Source organism: Pseudoalteromonas sp. MMG012 (genome assembly GCF_018100875.1).
Taxonomy (GTDB): Bacteria; Pseudomonadota; Gammaproteobacteria; order Enterobacterales; family Alteromonadaceae; genus Pseudoalteromonas; species Pseudoalteromonas aurantia.
Genome location: NZ_JAGJEF010000066.1, coordinates 1 through 13829 on the forward strand (window position 1 = coordinate 1; position 13829 = coordinate 13829).

Below are 13829 nucleotides of genomic sequence, written 5' to 3' on the forward strand. Positions count from 1 at the left end.
AATAGAGAGAGCTTGAACTTTGGAGTTAATAGGGAGGGCGCTGTTTATTGAACGACTTAGATGATGAAATATGCGAGCAGTTTAGTAAAATAATAAACCGCCAACTAATAGGCAACAGTCATTTCGCGATATGTTTGGCTGTATCTTAATTAGCCCTACTTATGGCCAGTTTTAGTATTTTGTGGCACCTTGATTTGCAGCTTAGAAAAGGCCATTAAAGAATGATCAAACAAAATGAAAGGCTTGGTGAATAGGGTAAAAAAAGAAAAGCAGAAAATGAAGGACATGGGCCTTATGCGTATTTTTAAGTGCACATCGATTAAAAAAACACTATGATGCAGGCGAGAAAATACATTCAGAAAATAAGAATGATGGCTTTGGAAGCGCTATCCCAAAAAGGTAAAATATTAACTTTATTGCTAAAAATGAAAAAATCGGTAGTAATGAACTTAGTAACTTAGTGTCGCTGGACTTGAATTGTGCCTATAATGGGTTCTTGAGGGCAGCAATTATAAAGTACAGTTTACTGATGAGAATGTGATATGCAGATTGATGAAATTACTAATCGTATCTCAAACGCGATGAAAGTGAGTAGTGAGCAAGAACTTTCAAGTGTGAGTGTGGTATTTAATAGTCATGAGGTTGAAGAAAAAAAATTGAAACAAGCCCTGACTTTATTTGCGGCCAATGTAGAGCGGGTAAGCATCTGGTTATCAAATGAATCATATTATGTAGAGATAAACTGGTAAGTTTATCGTGAATAGGCTCAGAGACAGTTGTCTTTTAGTCAGTTATTTTATGTATTACTACATATAAAAGAGCCTAAGCTTTTGCTTGGGCTTTTTTACATTCAAGCGTATCGCCTTATACGACGGCTCCATTATTTTAAAAGGAGTTCAGCCACTTCTTTTTTTGCTGAAATTCTCAAAGTCATAAAAAGCTGGGTTTGATTGATATCGGTTAAATAATCTAAGGTTTTAGGTAATTCTCCAATGTGTTTAAACTGGTTTTCTGCAAGCGAGTACGACCACAATTGTAGATCATCGTTAACGCCATAAAGCGTATTGTTTTGTATTACAAAGCGATAAGTATCGCTACCTTGATTATTCAGGGCGTCAATGATTGTATCTTCAATAGGTCCAGAGCGCCAAAATCGCTCCATATGGTCTAGATAGACAAGTGTACCATTGTCACTCTTTACAGCCCAATAAACAGGTTTATCGGTGAGGATCCGCATTGTCGAGTCGGTTAAATTAAGCTCTGCAAACTCTATGATACCTTTTACTCTTACGAGCGCTAAAGCCTTATGCGCATCGCTGTCCCACTGAAAAAGCTGCCGTACTTGAAAAGAGAAGACATAAGGGTGATGTTCTGAATTAAGCTCGACTTTTACTAAGGTATTATTGGCATTAACCAACAGGCTCTGGCCATCGGCTGACCAATCAATACCATAAATATAGGTGTCCATAGGGAACCGACTGAGTTGTCTTGAGTGGTTGCCATCAGTTAACCAAATTTGATCTTCACCAGAGCGTTCAGAACGGTAGGCTATCAATTCACCATGAGGCTGTTGCACAGCATTTGCTTCTCCGACGTTGGAGCGTTCAATAATGGACGGATCGTTTTCTTGTGCTATTGGAGACAGTGATTTTGTGGCGATATCACTGTCGTAGTATCCTTTAATGACTAACATACGCTCCCCATTCGGATGGAATATGGGCGTGCCCATCGGTTCATCCAAAGGTAAGCTTACTTGACGTACTTCACCATCATAGCTCAAGGTAAACAATTGCTTACCCGTACTAAAAACGAGTTGTTCTTTAAGCGGGGAGAAGTTCGGGGTAATAAATCTAAAGCTTTTTATGCCAGGTGGCTTTTTAATGCGATGACTGGAAATAAGATGTCCATCAGAGGCTAAGATTTTTATATAGTAATGACCATCCTCATGCACCGTGGTGACTGCAAAGAGGTCGTCAGCTACAGAGTAATCATAATAGATTATGTTTCCACTTGTGAGTTCATAGATAACTTCAGTGGTATTGTCACTGACGGAATAGTTAATTAACTTCCAACGATCTGACGTTTTTTGTAATAAGGCGATGGCATTATTATTTAGCCATCTTGGCGTTCTTATTTCTGAGTTATTGCATTCCATCATTTGACGGGGCGATTGAGCAGACTTAATGGCTTCGTGAAAATCCAAACTCATAAGCTTATAGCATTTTTTTTGAGTGATAGGTTTGCTGCAGTCAATTGTTTGAATAAAAGCCAATGTTTTACCATCATGGGAAAAACTATGGCTACCAAATGTATCTACGTTTTTGGTTAACCGAAACTCTTGTTGTGTTTCGATATTTTTAGCCCAAATATTGTTAACGCAGTAAGCTTGTGAATAACGATGAAAAACAATGTATTGGCCATCCGGTGAATAAATACCTGCGCTTTCTTTATTATCGGTGGCGGTTAATGCGCGCAGCTCAGAAAAAGAGAGTGTTGGGTGTTGCTGAGCAGTATACGAGAAGTATCCGATAGTCATGAGCATGATGATGCAAAGCATAAGTGGTAGAGAAATGCGCTTCAAGCGTGATAAAGGGTGTGGATCATGACTATGTTCACTTGGTTCGTCATGCACTGTGTGCATGCATTCGACATCAGTAATGGGTGATTTATTCACTAATGCGGCATCAGTGTGATTGTCTTGTATGGGACTTGGGTTACTTACCTGCCATGTTGTGGGTTGAGCATCTTTATGCCACTTTACTTCACATTCTAAACTGTATCCTTGTTTGGCATGGGTTTTAATATAAGCCTGACCTTTACCATCATCCCCTAATGCTTTTCTCAATTGTGCGATACTTCTTTGGAGTGTGTTAGTGGATACAATGGTATCTTGCCAAACTGCGCTTAATAGTGCGTCATGGCTGACAACTTGGCCTTGATTCTCAGCTAAGTAGGTCAAAACAGCTAATGCTTTGGGTGCAATGACTTGAGGTTGCATACTTTTGGTAATTTGATTTCTAGAAACGTCAATAAAGAAGTCACCAATCCAATATTGCTCTGCCATATAGCCTCTATTAAGAAAGAAAATGAATAATTAAAAGGTACATTTAACGAAGAAACACTTTAGCATACTTGCAATTACTACCAAGTTAAAGATTGCAACAATTTGATATTAATGCAATTTTATTTGGTGTTATGGTGTCATGCTAACACTAAGCGTTGACGTAATACCGATTTAGTTTGTTGGTACGACACCATTACGTATCATTTAAAAGCAATCTAACATTCTGAATATTAAGGGGTGTAGTCCCACACTCTATATTCAAAAGGTTAGCATTAATAAATTATCATTGCAGGTTAAAGCAAACTGGAAAGAAAAGGGGTAATACAATTCATATTGATATGATCAGTTTGGTTGCGATGTTAGGGTATTGATAATAAAAAAGAGGGGTATGATAAGTGGCTAGCTGATAGAGGATGTGACGGCTAGGTGTTTATTTGTACTAGTTGTATGTTTTTTGTTGTTTTTTGTTCCTTTTATCTGTAATTTTGAATTGGGGGATATGAAAATATTTATATCCAAGGAAAAATAAAAGGAATAACAAATGAATATCAAACTAAAAAAACGCAATTAAAAACCTTGACCAAAGATAGCACTGCAATTGCAGATCATATGACACCGAATATAGCCGGTGGTAGCAGTTACCAATCTTATCGCTGTCCAGTTGAATCACAAGCTTGTTCAGCTGATTGCTTTTCGGCATCAGGGCCTGATCAAATGTGTAATATTACAGGTATCTGTTAATTCATTTACTAAGGTTTGGGCAGCTCAATAGAGCTGCTTTTTGGTAATAAAAGTGGTAATACTCGAAGGTAAACACACGATCACACTGGGGATCAATTTGCAGTACATACTCAACCCATACTAAATACACTCATAGACTTCTTGTCTCTTTTTTCTACCTTATCTCTATACTTACAATTTAATCGACTAGGTTACATTTATTTGCAAATACGTACATTTACGTCATGTATGGATAAGCTAATTGATGTTTTTATAGTGCAATTGTTATTAAGTGTTCTAAATGGAGTTTTTATATGCCTCTCATTCGTATGATATGTATCATTCTTTTTGGCTTGTTGGTTAGTGCATGTAGTTCAGTGCAACACACACAAACGGGGTTCTTAGAAGATTATCAATTACTTAAACCAAATGAAGAATACCCTGATGTATTAATGTACCGTTCGCCTCAACTGAATAAAGCGCGAATGCAGCAAATCAAAACCATCTACTTGCCGAAGTTTGAAGTGTGGCTAAACGCGAATGATAACGCAGAATTTTTATCGATTAATCAATCTCATATAATTAAGTTAAGTCATTATATGCAATCTCAGTTGCAAAAGAAGCTGTCACCATATTACCAAGTCGTTACCGTTAAACCGTCGGTACTTAGCGAGAATACATTGGTTGTAAAAGGTGCCTTTACGAATATTGATTTTCAAGAAACATCGTTAGATGTGCGAGATTTTGTTCCCGTTAAGCTTGTTTACAACGCTGGTAAAAGCGCGTACTTAGCTGCGACAGAGCAAACCGAAGTGGTTACTTCAGTATCTTTAGAGTCAGCTTTCTATATTGCTGAGCAAATTGAACCTGTATTTATGATGACGGCCAGCAAGCAACTTGAAGCGGTCATTAAAGCGAATGGCGAAGAAAATGTCCAAGCGGTGAAAGCTGTATTGGATATTTGGGTTAACAACTTTGTTAGCAGTATGACAAAAAATAAAATGGCGCAAAACTAGGAGCCCAATATGAATTATAAACGAACTAAACACGTGTTGTTTTCCGGCATTTTATTAGCAATGGTCAGCGCATGCAGTGAGCAAGTGACCCAACAGAGTGACGAACCGGTACTTAGACCTGTGCGAGTGATGACTGTGGCTGTTCATCATGATGGTCCTCTGCAAGAGTTTCCAGCAGTGGTGGATGCGGCAAATACGGCTGACTTATCTTTTAAAGTCGCGGGAGAAGTTATCTCTTTATTGTTCAAACAAGGTGAGGAGGTTCAAAAAGGCGACGTGATTGCTCAGTTGGACGATACCAACTATAAATTAGCCTTAGATGAAGCTCAAGCAGCATTTGATAAAGCTGAAGCTGATTTTGGGCGGGCAAAGCAACTCATAACTTCGGGTACTATTTCTCAAGCGGATTATGATCAGCTAAAAGCACAGTTTGCCAGTGCAAAAAGTAAGCTGGCAACAGCGAATAATAATTTGGACTATACGATGTTGCATGCCTCGTTTAGTGGGGTGGTGGCACGAACACATATAGAAAAATTTGAAGAGGTCCAGGCGAAGCAAACAATCGCAACGTTACAGGATATTGAGCGTATTAACCTAAAAATTAATGTGCCAGAAAGTATGATGGTGAGAGTATCAAAAGAAACGCCAGCACAAATATTTGCTGAGTTTGCTGCGATACCTGGGAAACAGTTTCCGTTGAGTTTTGTTGAAGTAAGTACACAAGCCGATGATGTGACTAAAACCTATGAGGTGACATTGAGTATGCTTCCTCCAGCAGGCTATAACGTGCTCCCAGGCATGACAGCTCGAGTCATGGCCAGTGTACGAAAAGGTCAGAAAAACAAAATTTATGTGCCAATTAAAACGGTATTAAAAGATAGCAGCGGTAACTTTGTTTGGACAGTAACACGTGTTGAGCAAGGTAAAGGAAAAGTAGTTAAAACACCTATAAATGTTGGTGATATTACACCATTTGGATTTACGGTAATTTCCGGTTTGACGGAAGGTGTGCATGTAGTTACTGCAGGTATGAGTAAAGTAACGCAAGGGCAAATTGTAAAATTCAGTGAGGGTGTATAGTGAATATAACGCGTTTAGCATTAGAGAATAACCGAACTGCGTGGGTTATTTTTGCCGCATTGTTACTATTTGGCTTATCGGCTTTTAATAACATGCCAAAAGATTATGACCCAGGTTTCATCATTCGTACTGCACAAGTGGTTACGCAATTTCCAGGTGCGAGTCCACAGCGTGTTGAAGAGCTGGTCACTGATCAAATTGAAAAGGTGGCGCAACAAATCCCCGAGTTAGACTTTATTACCAGTACGTCAAAAACGGGTGTGTCAATTGTTAGTGTGAATATCAAAGAAAGCTACAAGGATATGCGGCCTATTTGGGATAACCTACGACGAAAAATTCAAAGTATTGAAGGAGATTTACCCAATGGAGCGCAAACACCTATCGTAAATGATGAGTTTGGGGACGTCTTTGGCATCGTGATAGGTTTAACGGCGGAAGGATACAGTTATCGAGAAATGGAGGAAGTGGCTGAGCAAGTCAGAGATGCTTTTTTACGCCTACCAGAGGCGGCAAAGGTTGATATTTACGGTACGCAAGAGCAGCGTGTATTTATAGAGTTTGAAAATACTAGGTTGGCGGCCCTCGGGTTATCGGCAAATCAGTTAAAAGACCAATTGTCGGCGAGAAATATCGTTAACCCAGGTGGGTCACTGTATATTGATGATGAAACGTTAGCTCTTGAACCAAGTGGTAATTTTGAGTCTATAGAAGATATCGCACAAACGATTATAAATATTCCAGGCAGTGATCAAGTTATTTCTTTGGCTGATATCGCTAAGGTGTACCGAGATTATGTTGATCCGGCAAAAAGCAAAGTACGGGTAGGAACAGACTCTGGACTCACATTGGCTATCTCAATGCGGGCAGGTGGAAACAATCTAGCGTTAGGTGAACAAGTTCTTGAAAGTATACGCTATTTAGAGGGGGTTTACCCAATAGGTGTTGAGTTTAAGCTGTTGTCTTTCCTGCCACAAGAAGTGGAACAAAAAGTCAATGATTTTGCCTCTAATCTATTTCAAGCTATTTTAGTTGTGACCTTAGTTATGTTGTTTAGCTTAGGTTTTCGTACTGGTTTGATTGTTGCTAGCTTGATCCCCATGAGTATGGTATTTGGCATATTAGTGATGTCGTTCTTTGATATCTCGATTGATCAAATATCGTTGGCTGCATTGATCATCGCGCTGGGAATGTTGGTAGATAATGGCATTGTTATGTCAGAAAATATCATGGTTCAAATGGAAAAAGGCAAGCGAGCCATAGATGCTGCTGTGGATTCTGCCAACGAATTAAAAGTCCCTTTGTTGGTTTCTTCACTGACTACCGGTGCGGCATTCTTGCCAATCTTTCTCGCTGAATCATCAACGGGTGAATATACAGCCTCACTCTTTAAAGTTGTGACGATCACTTTACTGTGCTCTTGCTTATTGGCGATGACGATGATCCCGATGCTGTGTGTCTATTTTACCAAAGTGAATGTTAAACAAGATGTTAACCCATATGCGGGGGGGATTTATAGTAGCTACAGGCGTATTTTATATACGCTACTGAAGTTTAGGTGGCTAACAGTTGCCGTTTGCATTGGCATGCTATTGTTGGCCATTCAAGGGTTGAAATTAATTCCAAATGTTTTTTTCCCTCCCTCAGATCGCGCTTACTTCAAAGTTGAGCTGGAATTGCCTGTAGGTACACGGTTGCAGACGACTGAAGCATTGGTTTCTGATATGGAAGGTTATTTACAATCGCAACTGCAAGTGAATGAAAAGCAACCAGTAGGTGTTACTAAATGGGTAAGTTATATCGGTAATGGTGGTCCTCGTTTTTTGTTAACACACACACCAGAGTCAACAAGTTCAAATTACGCTCTGATGATAGTGTCAGTGACTTCTTATAAAATCATCGATGAAATGATGGCGAACATTGAAGGCTATGCGCTAGCACGTCACCCTGATTTATTACTGAAGCAGCGGAAAATTGAAAATGGCGCGCCTATCGCAAACCCTGTTGAATTTAGAGTGTCTGGTAGTGATACCGCGGAAGTAATGCAAATTGTTGCCCAGTTAAAAGATAAAATGCGACAAACACCTGGTTTGAAGTCAATTAGCGATGACTGGGGGATGCCGATAAAAAAACTACAGATTGATATTAATCAAACAAGAGCACGCAGAGCGGGTGTATCAAGTAAAGATATTGCGACATCACTGCAAACCGGCTTAAGTGGTTTAGAGCTAACGCAGTATCGAGAAGGGGATGATATCATTCCCGTTACTTTGCGCTCAATTGCAGCAGATAGACAAGATATTAGCAAGCTTGAGGCGATGGTTGTTTATTCACAGTCATCTGGAAACTCGGTTCCGCTTAAGCAAGTTGCCGATATTCATGTGGTATGGGAAAACGCGCAGATATTCCGTCGTGATAGATTAAAGTCAGTGGTCGTAGGTGCACAAGTTGAAGGGATCACGGCAAGCGAAGGGTTTGCTGCAATTACTCCTTGGCTAGATGAGCAAAAGCAACAGTGGCCGTTTGGCTATGATTATGCGCTAGGTGGTGAAGCTGAGTCATCGGGGAAAGCAAATCAATCCATCGCAGATAAGCTACCAATTGCAGTTCTAATTATTGTTATATTGCTAATCGGTCAATTTAATTCACTTCGCAAATCGGCAATGGTGTTAGCCACCATACCACTTGGGTTCATAGGCGTTGTTGCAGGGTTGTTGATTGGCCAATCTTTCTTTGGCTTTATGACATTGTTAGGGGTTATTTCTCTCGCTGGTATCGTTATTAATAACGCGATTGTGTTGTTAGAGCGGATTAAGATTGAATTGGATGAGTTACCAGATTCACCCATAGAGGCCATCGTTAATGCAGCACAGGCGCGTATGAGGCCTATTTTATTGACGACTGCCACAACGGTATTAGGTCTGGTTCCTCTTTATTTAGGTGGAGGAGAAATGTGGGAGCCGATGGCATTGAGTATTATGGGGGGGCTATTGTTTTCAACACTATTGACGCTTGGTGTTATCCCCGTATTGTACGCACTGTTTTTCAGGCTACCTCATAAGCCGGGGTACTGATTGCATTCTTGATGTAATTTTAATAAAAGAATGAGCGCAAAGCGCTCATTTTTTATGTATCAGTGCTCATACTTCATATTTAACTTATTGTAATGACTCTTATTAAAAAAAGGTATTAGCTATTTAGTGTGGTTTCGTCATTTAGTTACATGTTGTTGTGCGCTAGATTTAGTTGATGGTGTGACGGTGATGCTCTGTCATTCACTCGGGGCTGTTGATCTTTCAGATTCATTTTTGCAGCAGTTTGATTGGATTTTATACAAGGCAGAGGCTGCGTAGCATGGTTATTCCATGTGAGTCAGCCGATAACATAGTAGAAAAGCCAATCAAGCGCTGCCTACCGGTTCTTTTGAGCACCCCTTTCTCTTTGTTGCTTAATATTCGCTTAGATTACTAGGCCACATATTAAGCGCCGCGATAAAAGCATGCTCAAAGAGAACAAAAATAGAATAGCAAAGATCTACAGCCCCTAATACAGGCGGTAATTTATTGGAATATTTAAATGTGTGACGAGTGAATACTTTTTAAACTTTACGCTGTCTATTTTATGGTAGGGTAATATTTGCGTTTACACATACGATGAAAATGTAAACGCAAGTAAAGCTAAGTAAAAGCACAAAAAGTTAAGTTTTCGTTCAGTAAAATTTGGGCAAACTGACTGTGTTAGCTTAATAGGAGAAAGAGATGAACAAACTATGTTTAGTGATATTAATGACTTGTTTTCCACTTTTTGTAAGTGCGGGTGAAGTGTCAATAAAGTGGTTAGATTTCAATGACTATAGAGATGTCAGACCGGCAAATGAAACAAAAGGTGCATTCCATAAACGTGTGCAAAGGCAACTAGATAAGCATGTAAATAAGCTTGTCACGCGCTTACCGCAAGGGTATAAATTAAATATGACATTTGAAGATATCGACCTTGCAGGCGATGTACGTTTTAACATGCATGATATCCGGGTTATAAAGTCGATTCATTTTCCTCGTATGAAGTTAACTTACAAGTTAACCAATAAAGCGGGTGAGGTGCTTACTCAAGCTGAATCCAAAGTGATTAAAGATATGGGTTTCATGGACAGAGTTCGTATTGGTCGAGACGAAGTATTGTACTTTGATAAACGATTAATAACAGAATGGTTTAAAGAGGATATTGAATCATATATCCAACAATCCTGAGATGTACACGTGTTTTTTGAAAGTGATAGAGCTGAGTCTCTATCACTTTTGCATTTTGTGGGGCTAATTGAAGCGAGCGCTTTTTTGGTCGTGCTCGTTAATCGTCAGTAGTGCATTAATGTCGACATCGTCAATTTGTTCTGGCGGTAAGAATTGACGTGCGTAATCTAGATACACTCCACTGGTAATAAACAACTCAAATACATCAATATCAATATGTCGCTGGATAGCCATGGTATGCAGTATTTTCAGTGCCACGCTTAGAGGCTTGGCTTTTTTGTATGGTCTATCTGCCGCTGTTAGTGCTTCAAAGATGTCAGCTAAGGCTAAGATTCGCTCGGGTATAGAGAGATCCTCTGCGGACAGTTGCCTAGGGTAACCATCGCCTCGCATTGTTTCATGATGCGTTGAAGCGATACGTGGCACATTGGCCAATTCAGGAGGAAATGGTACGCTATCGAGTATTTTTATGGTGCTTATAATATGTTCATTGATTTTAAACCTATCTTCAGCAGTTAGTGTACCCCGAGATATACACAGATTATATATTTCCCCTCTATTGGCCAGGTTATCAGGAACCGACATTTTAATATTAAAATGTTCAGCACACTGATAAGGTTCAAGTCGTTCGACGATATGTATGTTCTTATTTGCTAATAATGACTCTACCGCAGGGAGTTCTGAGGGGGGGGAACGTTGATAGCGAAGCGCTTCTAATGGTGCTAGACCCAGACTATCATCAAAATGACGCACCCAAGTTTGTGCGGCCAATGTGTGTATTTTTGCCTTGTCAGCGTCACACATAAACTCACTGCCAATATTGGCGTTCGCGATAAAAGCGAAGTCGTCAAATAGCTGTTGTTGTGTTTGTGCTTTTTGGTGTGCATAGTTAATGGAATGTTCAGGGTCTTTTGCTGATAAGGTAAGGTATTTTATTTCTGCATCGCGATATAGCACCTCAAAGCGCATTCTAATTTCATGAATACGATTATAAATACATTCAAGTTTTGATCCTTTATCTACGATATGCTCAGGCGTGGTTATTTTTCCACAGTCATGTAGCCAAGCTGCAGTTTTAAATTCTCTCCATTGTTGCGCATTATTAAAAGAGAAGTGCTTAAAGGGTTTAGCATGGCTATCACACGCAGCTTGGGCCAACATTTCACCTAATTCAGGCACTCGTTTACAATGTCCAGCGGTATATCGTGATTTTTCGTCAATAGCTTGCGCTATCAACTTAATGATAGAATCAATTAAATTACGCTGCGCGTATTCATGACGTTTGAGTTCATCAGCCATACGCTTCATTGCCAATGAGAGTCTCGTTACTTCGATGACTTTACTGGGGATCACTTTAACCTGAGAATAGTCATGAGCTCGAATAAAGTGAGTCATTTCAAGTAACTCAGTAATGGGTTTAACAATGGGCGATGCACACAACCAAGTCAGTGGTAATAACATAGTAACAACGAGCAGAGTAATGAGGCTGCTGGTGGTGACACTATGATAGACTGGTGCAAATAAAGTTTGTTGATCGATAACAAAAACAATCAATTGCTCTGATGACATCGCACTTTTAAGCATATCAACATAGATTAATTTCTTCTTACCTTGATGGATAAAATGGTGCAATGCGCCAAATTGCGTGCTTTGCATCGTATTGATATAAGATAAATAAGGTACAATTCGACCAATTTCATGACTATTCGCTTCTTCATTCAGCCACTTTTCATCGAGTCGAGCTAAATAGTCAGGACTGAGATGAGCAATCGCTAAATTAATGAGTGGCATCAATTCTGCTTTGTTGTGTGAAAGTAGTAAGTGAATGGAAGATTTCACATTTGCCTGAGCAAATGAAAATGCATTACTGACCTTGAGGCCGCTAAGCGCATATTCATTGAGTAAGTTACGTACGATTATATCACTTTCAATACCGACATCCGCTTGACCATTTAGCACTGCGTTAACTACATCGATGATCGTGTTAACTTCAAGTATCTCTATGGTAGGGTAAGCATCTTTAATCGGTTGAATAACGGACCAACCTTCAACAACTGCCAATGTTTTGCCGCCTAGCTGTGCAATAGAAGTAATATCCATAGCGTTGTTGGGCCAAATTAAAGCAAATTTTAGATTACCATAAGGGTTACTCACTATACCGAGTTGCTGGTTTTCTGGATTATCAAAAGTGGCGTTTAAAGCGTGGATATTGCCTTGTTTAAAGCGATGAACGAATTCAGGCCAGCTATAACCGTTGATAAATTTAACATCTAGCTGCAGTAATGCAGCAACTTGTCTCATAACTTCTACCGCATAGCCGTTTGGTTCGCCCGTAAAGGCATAATCAACTGGGAACCAATCCGTTTCATTAGAGAGGGTTAATGGCGAATGGCGTGCGATAATCTCTTTTTGCTGGTGAGTGAGTTGCATCGGGGGCATGGGCGTCATTTGCGCTTTATTATTTAATCGATTAGTGGCGATGATGTCCCCTTGTGGTTTTATCAAATAGGCTTCACCAGCAAACCCTTTGACTTGGCGCTCTAAGCTACCAGCTAAAGCATGAAGAGGAATATCAAGGCCAATAACACCGTTTTGGTTGAGCAACTTTCTAAAGTAAGTAACACCAGGTATTTGGGTATATTGAAATAAATAAGGCGTGCTTCGCTGACTTACGTTTTTAGCATTAATATACCAAGGGCGTTTAGTGGGGTTATAGTTTGTTGGCTCAATACGTGTTGAGCTCAATTCGAATTCGGTATTAAAAAATGACAGCTTACGCTGATTTGGACTACGTAGCCCATCAATGTACATGATCACCCAGGCATCGTTTTCTAAGGCCCGATAACTTTGTTTTAGGGTTTTATTTTTGAGATTAATGACCTCGAAAAAGCTCCCACTGTCGTTTGCAAAGTAGATACCCTTCACTGCAGGGTTAGTCGCGATGAGTTCTGTGAGAAGGCGTAATTTTTGTGAGTCATTTAGCCGTTCTATATTGGGTGTGAGTGCCAACATATCAACCATTCTACTTGCCGCTAAATCATTTTGATGAATTGTTTGCTTTGCGCTCGTGGCAAGTAGATCAAACTGCTGAACGGTTTGCTGCTCTAACTGGGCAATACTGTTGTAGTACTGAAGTGTAACTGTGAGGGCGGCAACAATGCTACAGACCACGGCAAATAATGTGACGACCGTGATCCGTACAGAGAAGCGCCAATGCTTACGACGTTGCATAGTCCTTCCGCGAAAATATAAATTGATATACCTTACATAGCTTAGATGGATATTTAATGATTACCAATAAACACTTGAAGTTGTTAACGGAATCTTTTTAGCGGGGTTTTGCGTAACTGGGAAGGAAGATGAAAAAGGCCTAGCGGCCTTTTACGGTATTAAGCGACTAACAATGATTATTTAAACGTAGCAAGCAGCTTTAATAAGTTTTGTAATTTAGTGACCGCAAGGGTGAGCTTGTGTTGATCAAGCTCTTCGTCATGACTTAATGCTTCAACATCGGCGGCAACATCTAACACATAAGGCTTAAATCGCTTCGCTTCAAAAGTAAAGCCGGCTTCTTCAGTGAATAAAGCTTTAAATTTACCGTGACCTTGCTGATGCAACTCATCTAATTTTTTGTCTGCATCAAGTGCTTGACGATAAACCACTTTTAAATTTTCATTGAGTTTTTCAATAACAGCGTGCATATTT

General features: G+C 39.7%; 10 protein-coding genes. 7 read left to right on the forward strand and 3 right to left on the reverse strand.

The genetic code is table 11. The features are described from left to right. Positions 1 to 542: 542 nt before the first annotated feature. Entirely contained in the window at positions 543 to 749 is a 207-nt protein-coding gene (locus J8L97_RS17925) for a hypothetical protein (RefSeq protein WP_119859938.1), read from the forward strand. A gap of 131 nt (positions 750 to 880) precedes the next feature. Here J8L97_RS17925 and J8L97_RS17930 read toward each other — a convergent pair whose 3' ends face one another. Next, on the reverse strand, positions 881 to 3064 hold the full coding sequence (locus J8L97_RS17930; RefSeq protein ID WP_211051908.1) for a winged helix-turn-helix domain-containing protein: 2184 nt from the start codon (positions 3062 to 3064) through the stop codon (positions 881 to 883). Positions 3065 to 3640: 576 nt separating this feature from the next. Here J8L97_RS17930 and J8L97_RS17935 point away from each other — a divergent pair. From J8L97_RS17935 to J8L97_RS17960, 6 genes are all read left to right on the forward strand, one after another. Further along, positions 3641 to 3805, forward strand: a complete 165-nt coding sequence (locus J8L97_RS17935) for a hypothetical protein (RefSeq protein WP_247688721.1) — start codon at positions 3641 to 3643, stop codon at positions 3803 to 3805. A 293-nt stretch (positions 3806 to 4098) separates the two neighbouring features. Further along, positions 4099 to 4800: a DUF3313 family protein gene (locus tag J8L97_RS17940; protein WP_211051909.1), complete on the forward strand. Its 702-nt coding sequence runs from the start codon at positions 4099 to 4101 to the stop codon at positions 4798 to 4800. Between the two features lie 9 nt (positions 4801 to 4809). Next, on the forward strand, positions 4810 to 5880 hold the full coding sequence (locus tag J8L97_RS17945; protein ID WP_211051910.1) for an efflux RND transporter periplasmic adaptor subunit: 1071 nt from the start codon (positions 4810 to 4812) through the stop codon (positions 5878 to 5880). Beyond that, positions 5880 to 8951, forward strand: coding sequence for an efflux RND transporter permease subunit (locus J8L97_RS17950; RefSeq protein ID WP_211051911.1), 3072 nt, complete (start codon positions 5880 to 5882; stop codon positions 8949 to 8951). The genes J8L97_RS17945 and J8L97_RS17950 overlap by 1 nt, the downstream gene beginning before the upstream one ends. A 126-nt stretch (positions 8952 to 9077) precedes the next feature. Beyond that, positions 9078 to 9230 carry a hypothetical protein gene (locus tag J8L97_RS17955; RefSeq protein WP_211051912.1) on the forward strand — a complete coding sequence of 51 codons (153 nt, stop codon included), beginning with the start codon at positions 9078 to 9080 and terminating at the stop codon, positions 9228 to 9230. 405 nt (positions 9231 to 9635) lie between these two features. Then, entirely contained in the window at positions 9636 to 10124 is a 489-nt protein-coding gene (locus J8L97_RS17960) for a DUF3016 domain-containing protein (RefSeq protein ID WP_192505939.1), read from the forward strand. Between the two features lie 63 nt (positions 10125 to 10187). Here J8L97_RS17960 and J8L97_RS17965 read toward each other — a convergent pair whose 3' ends face one another. Both J8L97_RS17965 and J8L97_RS17970 read right to left on the reverse strand, forming a co-directional pair. Further along, the gene (locus J8L97_RS17965; RefSeq protein WP_211051913.1) at positions 10188 to 13355 is read right to left on the reverse strand and encodes an HD domain-containing phosphohydrolase; all 3168 of its coding nucleotides are present in this window, start codon (positions 13353 to 13355) and stop codon (positions 10188 to 10190) included. 176 nt (positions 13356 to 13531) lie between these two features. Further along, a complete protein-coding gene (locus J8L97_RS17970; protein WP_211051914.1) occupies positions 13532 to 13825 on the reverse strand; it encodes a prephenate dehydrogenase in 294 nt (97 codons plus the stop codon). Between the last annotated feature and the right edge of the window lie 4 nt (positions 13826 to 13829).